15 protein-coding genes are annotated in these 18,329 nt (G+C 55.9%); 9 read left to right on the top strand and 6 right to left on the bottom strand.

What is annotated here, in order from left to right; genetic code table 11:
- Nucleotides 1-14 precede the first annotated feature (14 nt).
- Both GGR27_RS08230 and GGR27_RS08225 read right to left on the bottom strand, forming a co-directional pair.
- Entirely contained in the window at nucleotides 15-2,237 is a 2,223-nt protein-coding gene (locus tag GGR27_RS08230) for a RagB/SusD family nutrient uptake outer membrane protein (RefSeq protein WP_168036938.1), read from the bottom strand.
- Nucleotides 2,238-2,250: 13 nt separating this feature from the next.
- On the bottom strand, nucleotides 2,251-5,205 hold the full coding sequence (locus GGR27_RS08225) for a SusC/RagA family TonB-linked outer membrane protein (protein WP_168036937.1): 2,955 nt from the start codon (nucleotides 5,203-5,205) through the stop codon (nucleotides 2,251-2,253).
- A gap of 382 nt (nucleotides 5,206-5,587) precedes the next feature.
- On the opposite strand from GGR27_RS08225, the gene dnaN reads away from it, so the two are divergent.
- Nucleotides 5,588-6,706 (top strand): DNA polymerase III subunit beta, encoded by a 1,119-nt coding sequence (gene dnaN, locus GGR27_RS08220; protein ID WP_168036936.1) that lies wholly within the window; start codon nucleotides 5,588-5,590, stop codon nucleotides 6,704-6,706.
- A 122-nt stretch (nucleotides 6,707-6,828) separates the two neighbouring features.
- Here dnaN and GGR27_RS08215 read toward each other — a convergent pair whose 3' ends face one another.
- The gene (locus GGR27_RS08215; protein ID WP_168036935.1) at nucleotides 6,829-7,554 is read right to left on the bottom strand and encodes an MBL fold metallo-hydrolase; all 726 of its coding nucleotides are present in this window, start codon (nucleotides 7,552-7,554) and stop codon (nucleotides 6,829-6,831) included.
- A gap of 249 nt (nucleotides 7,555-7,803) precedes the next feature.
- On the opposite strand from GGR27_RS08215, the gene GGR27_RS08210 reads away from it, so the two are divergent.
- From GGR27_RS08210 to GGR27_RS08200, 3 genes are all read left to right on the top strand, one after another.
- A complete protein-coding gene (locus GGR27_RS08210) occupies nucleotides 7,804-8,115 on the top strand; it encodes an HU family DNA-binding protein (RefSeq protein WP_168036934.1) in 312 nt (103 codons plus the stop codon).
- An 89-nt stretch (nucleotides 8,116-8,204) separates the two neighbouring features.
- Nucleotides 8,205-9,011 (top strand): tetratricopeptide repeat protein, encoded by an 807-nt coding sequence (locus tag GGR27_RS08205; protein ID WP_168036933.1) that lies wholly within the window; start codon nucleotides 8,205-8,207, stop codon nucleotides 9,009-9,011.
- A gap of 917 nt (nucleotides 9,012-9,928) precedes the next feature.
- Nucleotides 9,929-11,470: an Rne/Rng family ribonuclease gene (locus tag GGR27_RS08200; RefSeq protein WP_209037901.1), complete on the top strand. Its 1,542-nt coding sequence runs from the start codon at nucleotides 9,929-9,931 to the stop codon at nucleotides 11,468-11,470.
- A 230-nt stretch (nucleotides 11,471-11,700) separates the two neighbouring features.
- Here GGR27_RS08200 and cdaA read toward each other — a convergent pair whose 3' ends face one another.
- Nucleotides 11,701-12,495: a diadenylate cyclase CdaA gene (gene cdaA, locus GGR27_RS08195; protein WP_320060342.1), complete on the bottom strand. Its 795-nt coding sequence runs from the start codon at nucleotides 12,493-12,495 to the stop codon at nucleotides 11,701-11,703.
- Nucleotides 12,496-12,535: 40 nt separating this feature from the next.
- On the opposite strand from cdaA, the gene GGR27_RS08190 reads away from it, so the two are divergent.
- Entirely contained in the window at nucleotides 12,536-13,711 is a 1,176-nt protein-coding gene (locus GGR27_RS08190) for a hypothetical protein (protein ID WP_168036930.1), read from the top strand.
- Nucleotides 13,712-13,723: 12 nt separating this feature from the next.
- On the opposite strand, the gene GGR27_RS08185 is transcribed toward GGR27_RS08190, so the two are convergent.
- Entirely contained in the window at nucleotides 13,724-14,335 is a 612-nt protein-coding gene (locus GGR27_RS08185; protein ID WP_168036929.1) for an OmpH family outer membrane protein, read from the bottom strand.
- A 123-nt stretch (nucleotides 14,336-14,458) separates the two neighbouring features.
- Here GGR27_RS08185 and GGR27_RS08180 point away from each other — a divergent pair, with 123 nt between their 5' ends.
- Nucleotides 14,459-15,412, top strand: coding sequence for an EamA family transporter (locus GGR27_RS08180; protein ID WP_168036928.1), 954 nt, complete (start codon nucleotides 14,459-14,461; stop codon nucleotides 15,410-15,412).
- A gap of 230 nt (nucleotides 15,413-15,642) precedes the next feature.
- Here the strand turns inward: GGR27_RS08180 and nspC are convergent, their stop codons facing one another.
- Nucleotides 15,643-16,758, bottom strand: coding sequence for a carboxynorspermidine decarboxylase (nspC, locus tag GGR27_RS08175; protein WP_168036927.1), 1,116 nt, complete (start codon nucleotides 16,756-16,758; stop codon nucleotides 15,643-15,645).
- Nucleotides 16,759-17,011: 253 nt separating this feature from the next.
- Here nspC and GGR27_RS08170 point away from each other — a divergent pair, with 253 nt between their 5' ends.
- From GGR27_RS08170 to lptC, 3 genes are all read left to right on the top strand, one after another.
- Entirely contained in the window at nucleotides 17,012-17,455 is a 444-nt protein-coding gene (locus tag GGR27_RS08170) for a GNAT family N-acetyltransferase (protein WP_168036926.1), read from the top strand.
- A gap of 109 nt (nucleotides 17,456-17,564) precedes the next feature.
- Nucleotides 17,565-17,744 carry a hypothetical protein gene (locus GGR27_RS08165; protein ID WP_168036925.1) on the top strand — a complete coding sequence of 60 codons (180 nt, stop codon included), beginning with the start codon at nucleotides 17,565-17,567 and terminating at the stop codon, nucleotides 17,742-17,744.
- A gap of 16 nt (nucleotides 17,745-17,760) precedes the next feature.
- A complete protein-coding gene (lptC, locus tag GGR27_RS08160) occupies nucleotides 17,761-18,324 on the top strand; it encodes an LPS export ABC transporter periplasmic protein LptC (protein WP_168036924.1) in 564 nt (187 codons plus the stop codon).
- Nucleotides 18,325-18,329 lie beyond the last annotated feature (5 nt).

Raw genomic sequence — 18,329 nt, 5'->3', positions numbered from 1 at the left:
GTCGGGTAGATAATTTAATAACCTTCGTTCTGCACCAAATTCGGATTTGCGGCGCGGTCGGAAGAAGGGATTGGGTATACGCGGCGGAAATCCGGTACTGCGGTGCCTTCCGGGGCACCACCTTTCGTAGGCCAGAGATAGTCGCTGCCGGTGTACAAGCCAAAACGAATCAGGTCCTGACGACGATGGCCTTCCCAGTACATCTCCCGGGCGCGCTCGTCGATGATGAATGGCAAAGTCAACTCACTCCGTCGGACATTACCCGCGTCACTGCCGTACGCCCGCAGGCGTAGGCGGTTGACGTAGTTAAGCGCCAGCTCCCGATCCCCCGCGGTTGTTCTGAGTGCAGCCTCGGCGTACATCAGGTAAGCATCCGCCAGGCGGAAAACCATGAAATCGTTGTCCGTATACAAGGCATCGCTTCCAGCCACGCCGTCCCGGGTAACGTTGCGGTATTTAGTGACGGCATAACCGTCCGTAAATTGCCGGATGTCGTTGATCTCCAAATTTTGACCTTCCGTGTAAAATTGAGCGCGGGCGTCCGAAGCCGGAATGTCGATAGCATAGGTGTATACTTTCGAGCTGGTCAGGAACAGGCGAATCCGGTAGGTTCCACCGTTTACGACGGGGATATTTCCAGCATTGAATTCAAGCGTTCCGTCGTTGCCGTCGTCACCGTAGTTGACCGCCCAGTCATCATTCGCACGAAATTTAAATTCATTGCCCGCGGTTAAAGGGGTAGTGATCTCAAAAGCCCCGACCGTTGGGTTAAAGGTCATACTCTGATCGTCGCCGTCCCATCCGTTTAAGGTTGCGCTACCGATAACTGCAAACTCAACCTTGTAGACGTTGTAGGTCATTGCGCCCAGGTCGACTTCCGCGCGGTATACACCCGGACCTTCTACGGAGAAATTACCACCATCGGCGGAGACGGTGCCGTCCTCACCCGCGCCGAAGGAATTGTCCCACGTACCAAGCGCTACCTTAAACTGGTACGCTTCCGGGTCGTCACTCTCCGGAAAATAGATGAAGCCGGTGTATGCGTCCGGCATCTCCGGGTTAGTCGCTACCAGTACGGTACTGTCCTTGGTGGGGTCCCAACCCTGGTAGAAACCGGGCACATTCAGTACGGGGAGTTCGGTAGCCACGTCGACCGGTTCCCGCACCACGATACCGCCGCCGCTGACGGAAGGGAACTTTTCCACGAAGGCCGAAGTAGTTCTGAGTCCGCCCCAGCCACCGTCGATCCCAAAATCGGCCGGGTCCATGCTGCCGCCAACCGGTGCGTGGGTGAGGAAGGTCGTACCTCCAAAAGTTAGGGTGGACTGACCGTCGAACAGCACCGGGAAGATAGATTCCGGGCTCTGGTCGTTATCCGCTACATAGAGGTTCTTGTACTCGGGCTCCAGTTCGTATCCAGCATCGATCACCCGTTGCGAATAGTCCAGCACCTTTTCGTACTGCGCCTGACCGGTGTAAACCTCCGCGTTCAAATAGAGCTTACTGAGCAGCATCCACACGGCGGCCTTATCGGCCCGGCCGTATTCGTTCATCCGTGCATCGATCATCAGGGGCTCGATGGCGAGTAGTTCGGACTCGATGTAGTCGAACAATTCGCCCGCCTGAATCTGACGTGGCAAGAATGCGCCGATTCCGTCTTCCTCCGTTACGAAGGGAACGTTGCGGAAAAGGTCCAGTGCATGGTAGTAACTAAGCGCACGCAAGAATCTGGCTTCAGCGCGAAAAACCGCTATGCGTTCGGCCACCTCACCGGTTTGGCCACGCTCCGCCAATCTGTTTTCGGAGGCTTCCCGGATAAATTCGTTCGCCAGTGTTACTTGATAAATCAAACGGCTGTACAAGGCCGTGAGGAAAGGGTTAGAGGGCGTCCAGTTCATCTGGGAGAAGTCCTGAATTCCAGCGTCCCCCCAGGCAACGACGGCCTCGTCGGTAGGTAATTCCTGAGCTGACCAAAGCTGGCGCAGGTAGCTAGAAGCACCTTCGTCAATACCGGCAACGTCCGGGCTTCCGGTGGCGCCAGTCTGACCGGTCACCGCCAGCCCGGCGTAGAGTTTGGCCAGCACTTGCTCGTAAGCATCCGGATTTTCGTAGACAACGTCCGCGCGGGATACGTCCGTATCGATCGGTTCGGTATCCAGGTCACTAAAACAAGCCGTTAGGCCGAAGGAAAACAAGAGCAGCAAAGCGCCGCGAGAAAGAATATTCAATGTTCGCATGATAGTTTACTGTTTAGAAGTTTGCACCAACTCCAAGAAGAATGGTGCGTGCACGGGGGTAAATTTCGTTGTCAATGCCGCTAAAAACCTCGGGGTCGATACCCCGGTAGTCCGTGATCAGGACTGGATTCTGCACGGTCAGGTAAGCACGCAGGGTGCTACCCTCGCCGAACACTTCATTAAATCGGTAACCGGCCGTGATGTGATCGAGACGCAAGAAAGAAGCATCCCGCACGTAATAGTCCGATACAAACTGCGAATCATCGAAATCGATCTCCCGAATCTCCGGAAGCGTATTGGTTACGAAACCGGCGGAGTTCACGAGTTGATTGTAGGTCGCCCGATTGCTCAGGTTGTTGTCGTAGACGTAATTACCGAAACTGGCACGGCCGGCAAAACTAAAGTCAAAATTATTTAGCTCGTAGTTCGCCGTAAACCCAAGAAAGGAATTGGCGGCGGGCTGCTCGTAACGGTACAGATCATCGTCGTCGACAACCCCGTCTCCATTACGGTCTACATATACGCCTTCGATAGGTATACCGGTTTCGTCGTAAACCTGTTCAAAGACGTAGAAGCTGTTTGGCGCCGAGCCGACACTATTAATTTGAATGGTCCGTCCGGTGCCACCGGCTATACCTCCCGTAAGCACCCCGGCGAAACTAGGATCTTCGGTAGTGGTCAGGCGGGTAAGTTCGACGCTGTTGACCGTGAAGTTCACACCCACCGAAAGGCTGCTATTTTCTTTTTGGTAAGGCGTTCCCTGCAGCGAGATTTCGAACCCGTTCACTTCTAAGTCACCCAGATTAGAGTTGATGAAGTTGGTCAAGTTGGTTCCGGCGGGGACGGGAATGAAATTAAGCAAGTCCGAAGTCTTACGATTGTAAACCTCCACCGAGCCATTCAGGCGGTCGTTAAACATACCGAAGTCAACGGCCAGGTTGAGGGTCGCGGTTTCCTCCCACTTCAGGTTAGCATTGTAGCCTTCGGGACGTAGGGTAGTAATAAATCGGTCACCAAACCGGTACCGGGCGTTGGGCTGGCTGGCCAGGTAGGTAGCCTGCGCCGGGTAGTACACGTCACCAATCTCCTGTTGGCCCGTCACCCCGTAACCAACGCGTAATTTCAGGCTATTCAGTCCCTTCGGGCTGTTCTCCACGGAGATGAGTTTGTAGGCCGCCGCCGCGGAGGGGAAGATGCCCACCCGGTTATCTGCGTTAAAGCGTGACGACGCGTCCCGGCGAACAGTACCCGTGAGGATCAGCCGATCACCGATCGTCAGGTTCGCCCGGCTAAACAAGGACACTAGATAATTCTCGCTGGCGTCCCTTCCTTCGTTTAGGTCCGAACCATCGACGTCGGCGTTCCGAAAGGTATTTTCCCGGAAAAAGTATTGCCAGGAATAGCCCCCGAGGATATCCAGGCGAATGCCGTCGGTCAGGTCTTCCGCGTAATTGAGGTAAAATTCAAGCAGGTCGCTGTTCTTATCCTGGGTAAAGCTATTGTCCGTCCCCCCCGCGCTGTCTCCGTCAAACGCAAAAGCGGCGTTAGTCGGTATTCTGACGGATCCGTCGCTCTGGCTACGGTCGGTGGCCAGGTTGAGATTGGCGCGCAGGGCGGGAAGAAAGCTGAAGCGGTAGTCCGCCGTAAAATTGGCGATGTAACGGAACACGTCCGTCTCGTCATCTTTCTGCTCCAGTAAAGCCAGTGGGTTGCTTGGTGCCAGGTTTTGCGGGTTCGGATTATTTAACTGGGATGTGTAGAAATAATTACCGAACGCATTGTCTTGCCGAACCGGCTGGGTGGGGTCGAACGATATCGCCGAACCCAGTGCGCCGCGGTCGGCAAAGTGGTTACTGGAGTTTACCCCCTTAATGCCGGCGTTGATCTGCAACCGGTTCTCAAAAAAGCTTGGGTTAAGGTTAAGCCCGTAAGTGACGCGGGAGAATTGGTCCGTCAGTAAAACGCCCTCCTGGTTGGTATAGCCAACGGATACGCGGTACGGTAAGCTTTTAATGGAGCCAGACGCACTTACATTATGATCGTGGAAAAGGGAAGTCTGGAGAATCTCATCCTGCCAGTCCGTATCGGCCTCACCCAAGTAACCAACCTCCGGGCTACCTTCATTGAACCGCTCGGTGATCAGGTCCCGAAAGCCGGGACCGTCGAATACGTCGACTGTCCTGATCGCGGACCCCAGGCCGACCTTACCGTTGTAACTCAGCTGGAGGCCAGCCCCGGCCTTGCCCTTTTTCGTCGTAATGATGACTACGCCATTGGAGGCCCGCGAACCGTAGATTGCGGTAGCCGAAGCATCCTTCAGCACCGTGAAAGTCTCGATGTCGTTCGGATTAATCAGGTTGAGCGGGTTGCGACTACCGTTAACGCCATCGGTCGGTAGCGGGACGCCGTCGATGATGATTAGCGGATCGTTATTGGCCGAAAGCGAAGAACCTCCACGAATACGAATGGTAGCACCACCGCCGGGGGAGCCGTCCGTAGTAACCTGCACACCCGATACTTTTCCAGCCACCAATTCCTGAGCGGAGGTAACGGCACCCTGGTTAAACTGCGATGCCGACACCGTTTCTACCGAACCAGTTGCGTCTTCCCGCTTGACCGTACCGTAGCCGATCACCACCACCTCGTCCAGCGTCTCCCCGGCACTAAGCGCCAAATCAATCGTGGTCTGCGTACCGATCGTGACCCGCTGAGTGGCGTAACCGGTATAACTAATATCCAGTTCCGTCACCCCGGCGGGTACGTCGAGGGAGTAAGTACCGTCAAAATCCGTGACGGTGCCCTTCGCAGTTCCGACGGCCGTAATGTAGGCGCCAATGAGTGGTTCGCCCGAGCCGGCGTCCGTCAGGGTACCCGTAACCGTCGACTGCGCGAAGGCCAGCTGGCCAATCAGTAACAGCGCGAACAGCACGAGCCCGCGGTGCGGGAAGTGAGTTGCATTTAGCTTCATAATAGGAGGAATGAAAAATTTTGAATGATCGAACGAAATGAATACAGTACCAGTTAGGCAGGGCCGTCGATGGATAATATCGGTCGTTGTTCCTAAAAAAGTCCGCAAATGTAAGCTTTTCACGGAAGTCCCGTAAGCGACGGGTATTCAATCGATTGCTAAAGATACGCAGCGCTGATTTTTGCACCGTCGTGTCAGCCTAATATTTACCTACTTGTGTATGCTCAGGCGAGCGAAAAAATGATTGGCCAGACTTCTCCCTTACTAATCGATCAGTTAAAGCTTTTCCACACGGTTTGTGTATAAAAACAAGGGTCTAATTCATCCGGCAATCTACTCTGCACCGATTCTTTGCGTAAGTTTGCCCAAAGCTCAATACCGTATGAAATTCAGTGTTTCGTCATCCGATCTGCAGAAAAAACTAACCCTGGCCGGAGGAGCCATCAGCTCTAATCCCGTCCTGCCCATCCTCGAAGATTTCCTTTTTCGCATCGAAGACGGCAAACTCACGATCGCGGCCACCGACCTGGAAACCAGCGTCATCACCAACATCGACGTTAACTCCGACGGTAACGGGGCCGTGGCCGTTCCCGCTAAGATCCTCATCGACACGCTCAAGGCCCTGCCCCAGCAGCCGATCACGTTCAACGTAAACCTCGACAATTTCGGTATTGAGATCACGAGCGCCTACGGTAAGTACAAATTGGCCGGTGAGAACGGAGACGATTACCCGGACATCCCCGAGCCAAATGAGGCGGACGAGATCTCCTTATCCGCCCTCAGCCTCCTCGAAGGCATCAACAAGACGCTCTTCGCGACGAGCACCGACGAGCTCCGCCCCGCCATGACCGGTGTCTTTTTCCAAGTAGATTTTTCTAAGCTCGTTATGGTCGCCACCGACGCGCACAAACTGGTCAAGTATTCCGTCAGCGACATCACCGGTGAAGTCAGCAGCCAGTTGATCATCCCCAAAAAGGCGCTGAATCTACTAAAGACTGCTCTACCCAGCACCGACGAGCAAGTCCAGGTCACTTTCGATAAGTCGAACGCCTTTTTCGCTTTTGGAGAGACCAAAATGGCCTGCCGCCTCATCGACGCCCGCTACCCGGACTATAACGCCGTCATCCCGGTCGACAACCCGAACGAGTTGATGATCAGCCGATCCGACCTTCAGCAGAGCCTGAAGCGGATCGTTATTTACGCCAATAAGACTACCAACCAAGTTATCCTTAACATCGCCGACGGTAGCCTGACGGTCTCCGCGCAGGATCTTGATTTTAGCAATGAGGCCACCGAGCAACTCGCCTGTAATTACACGGGTGAGCCGCTGACGATTGGCTTCAACGCTAAGTTCCTCGTAGAAATGCTCGGGGTGCTAGAGGGCGAGGAAGTACGTCTGGAAATGTCTACGGCCACGCGGGCGGGTATCCTCGTTCCTACGGAGCAGGCGACCGGGCAGGAGATCATGATGTTGGTGATGCCGGTGATGCTCAGTAACTAGTCAGGTTATTTTGCGTCCCGATAACTATCGGGACAGGTACAAAGGTCGCGGGCATCCTGCCCGAACGCTCGTGCGGTAGCTACATCAGTATGCTACCGCACGAGCATTCGGGCTACAAGCCCTCAACCTTGGACGGTGATTCGCATACCGTCCCAACCGACTTCTACCCCTGGGGGCAACTCAGGATTAACCTCCGCAACGCGGCCCATTCGGTGGCTCAGGTGAAAGAGCACCCCCGACTCGGCTTCCAATTCCTTCAAGTACGCTAAGGATTCGTCCAAAGATAAGTGACTGTGCGTACCCCGGCGGTTGAGGCTGGAGATCACGGCCGTCCGTACTCCTTTACAATGCACCCGCGTCCGCGCCGGAAGCTCTTTTACATCAGTCAGATAGGCTAGGTCGTACCAACGGAAACCGAGAATGGAGATGCGGCCGTGAATAACCTCGACCAGTTCCAACTCCCCGTCCGCGAAAGGCACCCGATCGCCAAAATCGACCTCGCGAATGTCGAAACGCGGCACGCCGGGGTAGTCAGAAAACGAGTAAGAAAACCGCTCGCGCAACTCCTTGGCCACCCGCGGCAAACAGTAAATGGGCATGTCGATACCCTGGCTAAAGCAGAAAGGGCGCAGGTCATCGAGGCCGGCAACGTGGTCGTTGTGCTCGTGGGTAATGAGCACCCCGGCGAGCGTTTTGATGCCCGACCGCAGTATTTGTGTTCTAAAATCCGGACCGGCGTCGATCATAAAATTATGCTCACCCTCCCGCAAAAGGGCGCTCGTACGCAGGCGGGTATCCCGGGGGTCGGGCGAACGGCAGACGGCGCAATCGCAACCGATGACGGGCACGCCCTGCGAAGTGCCGGTGCCGAGAAGCGTGAGGGAACGGGGGGGACTGATGGGTCAAACATTATGGGCGAGAAATGACCGCAAAGTTACGCTAAAACCATCCGCGTTAGTCTCCTCACGCACGGTTATGTAAAATCACGTAACTAACTGACTTGTAAAGAAATAATGCAAAAAGTTAGTCCCCTTGCGGCAAAATTCCGATATTTGCACCCCCTTAGAAAACCGACTGCGAATTAATTAAATACTAGGATGAGAAAAGCTGATATAGTTGCCAACATTGCGGACAAGACGGGTGTCGCCAAAGTCGACGTCCTCGTTGCGCTGGAGACCTTTTTCAAAGAAGTCAAGGGCAGCCTCGCCGAGGGCGAAAATGTGTACATCCGCGGGTTCGGGTCCTTCGTGGTGAAGAAGCGCGCTAAAAAGGTCGGCCGCCACATTCAGGAGAACCGCTCGATCGTGATCCCGGAACACTTTATCCCCTCCTTTAAGCCCGCGAAGATTTTTGTCGAGCAGGTGAAGGACAAAGTAACCTCCCTGCCCAACGAGGAGAACGCTGACTAGTGACCTTTCCGAAGCGGGGTATGACACTATAATGGTACTTGCGCTCCATCAAACGCTAGCCACAACCGTTGTCTACCATAAACAAACACATGGGTAAGAGCCAGTGGATTGCAATTGCGGTGACGAGTTTCCTTCTCCTGTTTACCTACTGGGGTTGCCCGGTGCGGCCGCCCGAATTAGAAGAAGGGCTAACACAGGCTCCCCTGGCCGCCACCGGCCTTGAATCCTTAATCCGTGCCGCCCGTGCCGACCTGACGCCGGCGGCAATGGCCACGCTCGCGAGTTTGGAAGAGCGCCTGGAAACCCAAACCGACGACGAGCAACGGATGGACTTGTTGGAGCAACTGGCTGGTGAATGGTACCGCGCGGGTCACCCGGCCATTTCCGGCATCTACGCCGAGCGCATCGCCGAGCAACTGAGCACGGTGGACGCCTGGTCCATCGCCGGCACGACCTTTACGATCTGTATTCAGCGGGAGGAAGAAGACAACAAAACCCGCCAGTTTTGCGCCAACCAGGCGGAAAAAGCTTACCAGGCCGCCATCAGTCTGGAGCCGGACGACGTAAATAACCGGATCAACCTCGCACTGACCTACGTCGATGCCCCCGCGCAGGGCAACCCCATGCAGGGCATTTTACAATTGCTCGACCTGGTTGAAAAGTACCCCCGCGAGCCGCGCGTCTACACGACCCTCGCTCAGCTGGCCATCAAGACCGGTCAGCTGGACAAAGCCGCCGAGCGCCTCGAGACCGCCGCGGAGCTGGACCCCGGTAGCCCCGACGCGCTTTGCCCCCTGGCCCGCGTGTACGACAACCTCGGAAATACGGAAAAATCAGCTATCTTTGCGGCGCGTTGTACGGCTGCTCTGGAAGAGAAGTCTGCCAACGACAACTAATCGGCTGTTTCAGCTGTATTATCTAAGGTGCCTCGGCACCACCATTAACCATCTTACATCACCATAAACGACTAATATATGCCGTGTGGAAAAAAGCGGAAGCGTCATAAGATTGCTACCCATAAGCGGAAGAAGCGATTACGCAAGAACCGTCACAAGAAGAAGAATCGGTAATTGAGTAGCGAATAACGAGTTACGAGTTTTATACTTGCCTACGCTCAACGTCGCGACTCTGCTACTTCTCAATACCAACTTCACGGCCGGCCGGGGTTCACCCCTGGCTGGCCGCGACTGGTAATACACCTTTGCCGCCGAATTTAGCGTTTGGCTTACTGAATTACCGAGACGGGCTATACGAGCTCCGAATATTTCCCCATTCCATAGCCGATTTTCCGAGCGCTTTGCTTTGTTTCTTTTTTCGTTTCTAGACTAGTATCACCCAAATTTGCCCGCAAAGCACCGTTCTAGTATCCCGGCCACCCGAAAACTTAATCCTGGCTTCACGCCATCGGCCTAATCACCGAGGTGTTTCCCCATAAAGATCTTCACCACGCACGACATTTCCCTAACGAATGACGGCGGTGGTTAACTTCCACGATACTGTTTCTGGTGTGTCTGGCCTTATCGCCTGCTAAATGCCTAAGCCTCCCGTCACTTAAGTGACTTGCAGTCAGTAAGCATTTCCACAGAATGTTACCCGCTACGCGGGCCGGAGTTATTTGACCGTTTCTATCTTTAGTCCGCCCCTTGCTCGTTTCGTAGGACCTGGTTTGTTACCGCCGGTATCATTCCCCAACTTTTGGACTTGCCTTCCTCCGTGCCGCTTCCGATCTTTGATCGAAAGGGGCCTTTGCTATTTCGGTAGCCTTGGCTTGAGGGGGCCTCCCACCTAAACGCTTTGAAGCGTGGAAAAAGAAATGATAATATCCTCGACTGGCTCCGCCGTTGAGGTCGCGCTGATCGAAAACGGTCGGCTGGTAGAAATACACAAACAAAAAGCAACCGATCAGTTCACGGTCGGCGATGTCTTTATCGGTAAAGTCAAACGCGTCAGCGCTCCCATGAACGCGGCCTTCGTGGACATCGGGCACAAAAAAGATGCCTTCCTTCACTATACGGATTTGGGCCCGCGGGTCCGCTCCCTCCAGAAGTTCTACGGCTCGGTCGCGGGCAAGAAATTGCAGACGGCCAACCTCACGGAGTTCAAGATGGAGCCCGAGATTGTGAAGACCGGCAAGATCGACGAAGTCCTGAAGCGTAAGCAGACGGTCATTACACAAGTACTCAAAGAGCCCATCAGCACGAAAGGGCCACGCCTGAGTTGCGAGATTACCATCCCCGGCCGCTACATCGTCATCACTCCCTTCAACCAGACGGTCGCCGTCTCGAAGAAGATTAGTACGAGTGAAGAGCGTAAGCGCCTACTTGTCCTGGTAGAAAGCATCCGCCCACCCAACTTCGGCGTCATCGTGAGGACGGCCGCACAAGGAAAAGGTGTCGGTGACCTACTCGAAGAGGTCGATTTACTGATGGCCAAGTGGGAGGAAATTTATGAAGCCGCTAAAACGGCGGAAGCACCTGCGAAACTCCTCAGCGAAGTAGACAAAACAACCGGTCTGCTCCGCGATCTACTCACCGCGGACTTCTCCAAGATCGTCGTCGACGACAAGGCGCTGTTCGAGTCCGCCCGCAAGTACGTCAGCGACATTTCCGGCGCTAACCGGGCCAACATCGTACAACTACACAAGGGCAGCAAGCCGATCTTCGACGCCCACGGCGTGACCAAGCAGATCAAAAGCAGCTTTGGTAAAACCGCCTCGCTCCCCTCTGGCTCCTACGTCGTGATCGAGCACACGGAGGCGATGCACACCATCGACGTCAATAGCGGCAATAAGATGCCAAGCCAGAATCAGGCCGAAGCAGTCTTTAAAGTCAATATGGAGTGCGCCGAGGAAATCGCCCGCCAACTGCGCCTGCGTGACATCGGTGGCCTGATCGTCATCGACTTCATCGATATGCGGGACGCCGAGCACCGTAAGCAGCTCGTCGCCATTATGCGCAAGGCCATGAAGAACGACCGCGCGCAGCACACCGTGCTTCCGCTGTCTAAGTTCGGTCTGATGCAGATTACCCGCCAGCGGGTACGGCCCGAGGTCAACATCACTACGGCGGAAAAATGCCCGACGTGTAATGGCACCGGCAAGGTAAACGCCACGATCCTGCTTACGGACGACATCGAGCGCGACCTGAATTTCATCATGGAATCTCGGCCAAAAGCTAAGTTGAAGCTCAAAGTCCACCCCTTCATCGCCGCCTACCTCAAACGGGGGATGCCGAGCATGCAGATGAAGTGGTACTTGAAGTACTACCGCTGGCCGCAGATCGTGCAGGACAATGATTTCCCGGTTACCAGCTTCAAGTTTTACGACGGAGATGACGAGGAAATCAAACTGAAGTAACTGACCTCACGTAACGGCTTTTCCTGCCACAAAGGACACGGAGAGCACAAAGAAGAGTTATTCTTTGTGTTTTCTGGGTCCTTTGTGGTTATCCACTTCGCGTGAGATCAGTGTGGTGGATGTTGGGCACGCACCTAGGTCGCCATGCGGTAAACACTTAGCGTTTAAGTAGTTGTACCCAATGCTACCACGGTATCTTTAACGGTAAACCTGCTGAAAGCAAAGCGTTTTTAAAGATAATTCAACAGTAAATCCCGCAACCGCCGCTCGTCAATCCCCCGTTCCAGTTCTCCACTGCGGGCGAAGGAAATTTTACCCGTTTCTTCGGACACGATGAAGCAGACGACGTCGATCTTTTCGGTGACGCCCACCGCGGCGCGGTGACGGAGGCCGACGGCGGCGGGGAGTTTACTGTTTTCGCTGACGGGCAGGATGGCGCTCGCCCGGGTAATACGCCGGTTCTCAATGACGACGGCCCCGTCGTGCAGGGGGCTTTCCTTGTGAAAGATACTGACGAGAAGCCCGTAACTGATGTCGGAGTTGAGGGGCGTACCGCCGGTGATAACCGTATCCGGGTCGGCTTCCTGGGTGCAGACGAGTAGGGCACCCGTTTTGCTGGCGGCCATGCGTTGGAAGGCACGGCTGATGTCTTCGAGCTCCGGAGAATTTGCGTGGACCTCCGCTTCCCGCCCGAGAAGCCGGCTCCACACGGAGTCGCGTTGTTTGAGGGTGTTCGTGCCGAGTAGCAGCAGAAACCGACGCACTTCCGGCTGAAAAATAATGATGAGGCTAACGAAACCGATGTTGATGAACTGCGTCAGGATGCTGCTCAGTAGGTTCATGCCGAGCGCCTGGAAAACTTGGTAGCTCAGAAAGAGCAAGACCATCCCTACGAAGATATTCAGGGCGATGCTTCCCTTCAGCAGGCGGTAGAGCTGGTAGAGGATCAAAGCTACGATGAACACGTCCAGAAAATCCCAGAGGTCTACGGGAAGGAAGCCGATCTTGAACAGTAGTGGTAACACGGCGTAAAGATAGGCACGGCCCGGTCCGTATCTTCGCCCCATGCTCAAAGTTCCGTCCGCTCTTTCGCCGTTGCTACTGCTCTGTTTGGTCTGGGCGCTGGCGCAGGTGCCGGGGAAGTGCCAGGTGCTGCGCACGAACGCGGCGGGCGAGAAGATTATCGTCTACCCGGACGGCACGGCCCGGTACTTTAACGACCTGAGCCCGGTCACCGGCCCCGCGGACGGTGAGGAAACTACATATCCGGTACTGTCCGTCGACATCGAACCGCTCGGGGAAGCGCTTACGCCCACGGAGAACGATCTGCGGCGCATTGCCGAACGCCGTCTCTCCCTGGCGCGCGAAGCGCTCGAACTCGCCGGCACCCGCGTCCGCGCCGCAGCCAAAAACAGGGAAAGAATCGCGAGCCAAATCGCGGTGGCTAACCAAGCGGGGGACCTAAGCTCACTGGGGAGCCTCCAAAGGCAAGCCACGTTAGCCAGCAAAACCGAGTGCGAAGCCAGTAACGACGAAGTCGTCGCCCGCGCCCTCGTTGAGCAGACGGAATCAACCATCGCGAACAATAGTTACGTGGCCGCCTACAATGAAGACCGCCGTCGCCGCAACACAAACCGGCTGCCGCTAGCCACCACGAGTAACCGACGGGGGCAACAATTCGACTTACTGTCAGCCAAACAAGTGAGCTTTACCGGCTACGGTTCGGCGGACGCCCGCCACGGTATCGGCGAAGCCCTACCCTGCCGGCCGGCAACTGCCCTGAAGGCGAGTAACGGCGCGCGACCAAAAACACCCCTTTTACCTTTCTTCAGCTACACGGACGAAGGGTTACGGCCGTTTCTGGAGGGCAAGGAATACTTGGTCGCCAGTGCCTACACGAGCACAAACGCGGGTGGAGCAAACTACCTGCACCTAAATTTTTCCTTCTCCAACGCCAGCGCCCGCAACGCTTACGGTACGCTCCCGGCCGGCACCTCCCTGAGTGTGCATTTGCTCAACGGCCGGAGCCTCACCCTCAGCGGGGAGCGGGAAAGCGTCGGTATTTTCAACCACCAGCGGCAAACGCTCAACTACGACGTGGACTACCCGCTGAGCCGGGCGGACACCCAACTACTCCAGCGCGAGGCAATCGACTACGTACGGGTATTCTGGTCGGGCGGCTACGAAGAATACCCCGTCGCGAGGGTGGACGCGGTTAAACACATGTGCCGTTGCCTGTAAGGGAACGCGAAATTACTCTCCCGCTTCTTCCACCACCGTCGAATCCGCTGACAGCGCATTGAGGCGCTCCAGAACCAAGTCCGTCACGTCGTGCGCCGAACTGGCCATCAACAAGCCACTACCACCGCCTTCATTGAAGATAAAATCGTACCCTTTTTCCTCCTGAAGGGCGGTGAGGATGTCTTTAACCTTTACACCGAACGCCTCCTGTAGGCGCAGCTGATCATCCTGGATGCTGCCCAGAGCCAGATCGCGCTGTTGCATAATTTCCTGCTCCTTACGGCCGATGCGTTGCTGCTCGGTCTGGATTTTATTCGGCGTCATCAGCCCCTGCTGCATTTTATTTTGGAGGCTACTCACCTCTTTTTGCAACATGGCTATTTTTTGCTGGATGTTGTCCTGTGCCGCCGTGGCGTTCGTCTGCAGGCGGGTCAATTCCGTAGCGAGCTCGGTATAACCGGTCTCCAGGCTGTCGACCCGTATGTAAACGATGTTGAGCCCGACGGTGGTCTGCACGGACGCGGTAGAATCGACCGCGGCGTTTTCCTGCGGCTGGCAGCTAACAAAGAGCAGGGAGGCTGAAACTAACAGGCCAGAAAGTGTTATGGAGGCAGCGTTGGTCATGGCTTGAGATTTTAGAGTTTTGCCCGGGTATTTCGCCACGGGCGCGCAAAGATACATTGGATTTGACGGTAGCGGCCGCGAGGACCACCGCCGTGTATTTACCCCCCAGAACTTACCAAGCATATGTCAAGAGACCAACTCCTCATCGTCGGGGCCTTCTTCGTTACTTATTTCGTGTGGGGGTCCACTTACCTAGCTAATTACTGGGCCATTCAGACGCTTCCGGTTTTCGGGATGGGGGGCGCACGGTTCTTGACGGCGGGGGTCCTACTGTATGCGTTGTCAATTTTTGTCGGTGCTAAGCATAAGCCTACGTTCAGTCAATTCAAGAACGCCGGACTAATTGGCGTGCTGTTTCTGACCCTGGGCACGGGCACGGTCGTCTGGGCGCAGCAGTGGGTACCGACCAGCACGACGGCGCTCATCATTTCTTTCGAGCCCCTACTGGTGATGCTGGTCATGTGGGTTTTCTTCCGGAGCCGGCCACCGGCAAAAGCCTTTCTGGGTGCGGCCGTCAGTATTGCCGGCATGTTTTTGCTGATCAACCAGCCCACGACGATTTCCGGGGAAGGTATGGTGCCCGGTCTGATCGGCATCGTATTCGGCATGTGTTGCTGGGCGTTCGGGATGACGCTTTCGCCCCGGCTGGACATGGGTAAGAACAAGTTCCGGGCCACGGCCATGCAAATGCTGGTCGGCGGCAGCGTGCTATTAGCCTTTAGCTTTCTGGTGAACGACTGGGAAGGCTTTACGCTGGCGCAGGTGAGCACGCGCTCCGCCCTGGCGTGGGGCTTTTTGGTGATCTTCGGGGCGATCCTGGCTTTTTCGGCGTTCAATTTCCTGCTCTCGAAAGTTAGCCCGGACAAAGCCTCGACCAATACGTACGTCAACCCGGTGGTAGCCGTGGCGCTCGGGGCCTTACTCAACGGCGAATCCGTTACCACCCAAACGATGGTGGCCGGGGCGGTGATGCTGGCGGGGGTTTACTTTATTCAGTCGGCGGGGAAGGAAGAAGAAGGGGAGGAAGTTGAGAATGTTTTGGGTTTTATGCCGGAGGAGAGTAGTATAGTAGAGTAGTATGATAATCTGGTAGTAAGTACTTGGACAACATTATTGTGACGTTTTGACGAGCGAAGCGAGCTGCCTTTGCTCCCCTCTGCCTTCGGAGAGGGGTTGGGGGAGAGGGTTACAGAATGTTCGTTTAATATTGTCCAGATACTTACTGTAGTACATACAATTAGTGTGACTATCATACTATCTACTAAGCACAACGTGCGCTATTATCATACTAAGCCCGCAGTGCGCTACTACCCCATTCGTTTTTCATAATCGTCGTAATTAAAGCTACGGCGCGAGAGTTCTTCGCCGTCGGCGTCTACGAGGGCGACGTCCGGGTGCGGCACGCCGTTGAACACGGTGCTTTTGACGGTCGTGTAGTGCGCCATGTCTTCGAAGACCAGCTTGTCGCCCGCGCGCAGGGGGTGGGGGAAGTAGTAGTCGGCGAGGTAATCACCGGCCAGGCACGACATGCCGCCGAGGCGGTAGGCGTAGGGGTAATTTTTGTGGGGTTTGTCACTCACGCCGGTTAGCTGCGGCCGGTAGGGCATTTCGAGGGTGTCGGGCATGTGGCAGGTGAAGCTGACGTCGAGCAGGGCGGTTTTGTGGCCGTAATTGTTAATGACGTCGAGTACGGTACAATCGAGCGTACCGGCTTGCCAGACCATGGCGCTGCCGGGTTCCAGGATTATTTCGAGGTGGGGGTAACGGGCGCGGAGGTCGGACAGCGTTTTGATGAGGGCGTCGATGTCGTAGCCGGCCTTAGTCATGAGGTGGCCGCCGCCGAGGTTCAGCCACTCCATCTCTTCGAGGTAGTGACCGAACTGGGCCCTGACGCGCTCCACCAGGGTGGCCGTGTTGGCGGCGGTGGATTCGCAGAGGGTGTGGACGTGGAGGCCCTTCAGCCCGGCGGGTGGTCTGGCGGGCAAATTAGGCAGGGTCTCGCCGAGGCGACCGTGGGGGTCGGCGGGGTTGTAGAGGTCCGTTTCTACGGGGCTGTATTCGGGGTTAACGCGCAACCCCACGGAGGTGCCTTCCTTCTCCCAGAACGGGCGGTAGCGCTCCAGCTCGGACAGGCTGTTGAAGGTGAGGTGGCCGGCGATGCCCAGCATTTCTTCAAACTCGTGGGGTCGGTACGCGGGGGCGTAGACGTGCGGGGCTTTGCCAAAGTGCTGCTGAATCAACTTCGCTTCGTTCAGGCTGCTGGCCGTGGCACCGGTCAGGTACTCGGCGAAAATGGGGAAAGCGGGCCAGTAAGCAAATGCCTTGAGGGCCAGGATGATGCGGACGTCGGCGGCGCTGGCGACGTCGGCTACGAGCTCTAGGTTTTGCCGGATGCGGTCTTCGAAAAGGGTGAATTGAGCCATTTTTGGTCTGGGGGCTTTGGTCTGAGGTCTTTAGTCTCTAGTCTAACTTCTTTATTCTTTATTCCAAACCTCAGCACAATATTAAACTTCGCGGAATAAGCATAGTCAGGCGTTGGTGATTAACTAGCTTCCGGGTTTTATGTTCGGCGGGCGGCGGCTACCGAAATAAACTCTGCACCTGCGCCCGCGCCCGATCCCAATAGCTATCGGGATTGGAGTGCCGGATGAGTAGCTTTACGTAAAAATTAATCCCGTGCCCACACTCATCCGCCAGGCAACGCCCGCTGACTTACCCGCCGTACACGGCCTCGTCGCCGAACTAGCCGCCTACGTCGATTCCCTACCACAGTTTACGGCCACGCTCGCGGACTACGAGAAGGACATGGCCGACGGCTTCTACGAGGTGCTCGTGGCCGAAACCGAGGGAAAAGTGATCGGCATGGCGCTCTATTATTACGTCTACAGCACCTGGCGGGGGCGGATGATCTACCTCGAAGACTTCGTACTGGCACCCGCACACCGCCGCCGGGGCGTGGGTCAGCAACTGTGGGATGCGCTGATTGCAAAAGGGCGCGGCCGCGGGTGCAAGCTCCTTAAGTGGCAGATCGCCGGGCAGAATACCGAAGCCCTGAAGTTTTACGCCGCCCAGGACGCCACCATCGAAAACGACTGGCTGAACGGAAAACTGTTCCTGTAACAAACCGGCGGCAACCAATCGCGTTCGTACCGTATCTATCCTTCCGAAAGGAGTGGCTAGTCCTACCGGGTGCCTTATCTTTGCCCTTCGTATTAACACCCCCCCCCCCATGTCAGAAATCAAACAAGCCGGAATCAAGGGATACGCCCTCCTCGGTGCTTTTATCGCCATTCTCCTGTTTCTCTTTCTCGTCATTTACATCTACAAGGCCAACGGCAACGGCGTGCCCGAGTCGCCCGACCTGTACGGCTACCTCGCCGAAAGCGCCCGGGCCGTGCTGCGCGCCTAACCCAAGCACCAGAATTATGGCTGACGCCGGTCCTTTCTTCCCGTTATTCTTGCTCCCGCTAGTGGTGTGCTTGCTGACTGGTTGCGTCAACGACCCCGCCGAAGTAGCCGAGTTGCAACGCAAATACACGGCGGACGTAGAAGTAGCCCACGGCGTTAGGATGGTCTACAGTGACTCCGCAAAGATCCGCGTGATCGTCACCGCGCCCACGATGCTCAATTACGTCGACAACGCCGACCAGCGGCAAGAATTTCCGGACGGCATGCACCTAACTTTTTTCGACGAGTTTCAGGATACCAGCTCGACGCTCATCGCCAAGTGGGGTGTCTACCGGCAACGGAAAAATGAAATCACCGTGCGGGACAGCGTCGTGTGGGAATCCGTCGACGAGCAACGCCTGGAAACCGAGGAACTGAACTGGGAAGAGAAATCCGCCCGCATCTACACCAACAAATTCGTGATTCTCCGCCAGCCGGATTACCTCATCACCGGCCACGGCCTGGAAGCGGACCAGAATTTCGAGAACGCCACGGTACTGGAGGTGGACGGGCGCATCCCCATGAGCCGCCCGCGCCAATAACACCT

Source organism: Neolewinella antarctica, assembly GCF_011927835.1.
In the GTDB taxonomy this organism is placed as follows: domain Bacteria; phylum Bacteroidota; class Bacteroidia; order Chitinophagales; family Saprospiraceae; genus Neolewinella; species Neolewinella antarctica.
The sequence above is the reverse complement of the archived record's forward strand: the minus strand, read 5'-3'. Positions and strand labels throughout refer to the sequence as shown.

Excerpts from the sequence above, each read along its gene's own strand:
- GGR27_RS08230 (WP_168036938.1), bottom strand. The coding sequence starts at position 2,237 with ATGCGAACATTGAATATTCTTTCTCGCGGCGCTTTGCTGCTCTTGTTT.
- GGR27_RS08225 (WP_168036937.1), bottom strand. The coding sequence starts at position 5,205 with ATGAAGCTAAATGCAACTCACTTCCCGCACCGCGGGCTCGTGCTGTTC.
- dnaN (WP_168036936.1), top strand. The coding sequence starts at position 5,588 with ATGAAATTCAGTGTTTCGTCATCCGATCTGCAGAAAAAACTAACCCTG.
- GGR27_RS08210 (WP_168036934.1), top strand. The coding sequence starts at position 7,804 with ATGAGAAAAGCTGATATAGTTGCCAACATTGCGGACAAGACGGGTGTC.
- GGR27_RS08205 (WP_168036933.1), top strand. The coding sequence starts at position 8,205 with ATGGGTAAGAGCCAGTGGATTGCAATTGCGGTGACGAGTTTCCTTCTC.
- GGR27_RS08200 (WP_209037901.1), top strand. The coding sequence starts at position 9,929 with ATGATAATATCCTCGACTGGCTCCGCCGTTGAGGTCGCGCTGATCGAA.
- GGR27_RS08190 (WP_168036930.1), top strand. The coding sequence starts at position 12,536 with ATGCTCAAAGTTCCGTCCGCTCTTTCGCCGTTGCTACTGCTCTGTTTG.
- GGR27_RS08185 (WP_168036929.1), bottom strand. The coding sequence starts at position 14,335 with ATGACCAACGCTGCCTCCATAACACTTTCTGGCCTGTTAGTTTCAGCC.
- GGR27_RS08180 (WP_168036928.1), top strand. The coding sequence starts at position 14,459 with ATGTCAAGAGACCAACTCCTCATCGTCGGGGCCTTCTTCGTTACTTAT.
- nspC (WP_168036927.1), bottom strand. The coding sequence starts at position 16,758 with ATGGCTCAATTCACCCTTTTCGAAGACCGCATCCGGCAAAACCTAGAG.
- GGR27_RS08165 (WP_168036925.1), top strand. The coding sequence starts at position 17,565 with ATGTCAGAAATCAAACAAGCCGGAATCAAGGGATACGCCCTCCTCGGT.
- lptC (WP_168036924.1), top strand. The coding sequence starts at position 17,761 with ATGGCTGACGCCGGTCCTTTCTTCCCGTTATTCTTGCTCCCGCTAGTG.